This is a genomic window from Elstera litoralis (assembly GCF_000963705.1).
GTDB classification, from domain to species: domain Bacteria; phylum Pseudomonadota; class Alphaproteobacteria; order Elsterales; family Elsteraceae; genus Elstera; species Elstera litoralis.
This window is the reverse complement of sequence record NZ_LAJY01000962.1, coordinates 1-618: the sequence shown is the minus strand read 5'-3', so window position 1 is coordinate 618 and position 618 is coordinate 1. Positions and strand designations below refer to the sequence as shown.

Genomic DNA, 618 nt, shown 5'->3' with positions numbered 1-618 from the left:
TTCGAACGCGGTTCGACCAACATCATCAATTCGCTGGCTGAAAAATACGAAGTGTCGGCGGATGGTAAGGTTTATACCTTCACGCTGCGCAAGGGCGTAAAGTTCCAGACCACATCCTTCTTCAAGCCGACCCGGACGCTGACGGCCGATGACGTGCTGTTTTCGATCGAACGGCAGTGGAAGAAGGATCATCCCTATAATCCGGTCGGCGGCGGCAAGTACCAGTATTTCGACGATCTCGGCATGTCGGCTGAGCTCGAAAAAGTGGAAAAGCTTGATGATTTGACCGTCCGTCTGACGATCAAAGATCCGCTTTCGCCCTTCATCACCAACCTTGCGATGGCGTTTATGTCGGTTTATTCGAAAGAATATGCCGACCAGCTGCAAAAGCAGGGCAAGATGGACGATATCGACCTGAAGCCGGTCGGCACGGGTCCGTTCACCTACGTCGATTACGTTAAAGATTCGACGATCCGCTTCAAAGCCCATCCCGACTATTTCGAGGGCAAGCAGGCGATCGACGATCTCATTTTCGCGATTACGCCGGATAGCGCCCAGCGCGTGAATAAGCTGAAGGCGGGCGAATGCCATGTCGCCGCCTATCCGAACCCGGCGGAT

At 53.9% G+C, this 618-nt stretch carries 1 protein-coding gene; it reads left to right on the top strand.

From position 1 onward, the window contains the following. On the top strand, positions 1 to 618 hold a 618-nt coding region (locus tag VZ95_RS20955; protein ID WP_045777594.1), incomplete at both ends, for an ABC transporter substrate-binding protein.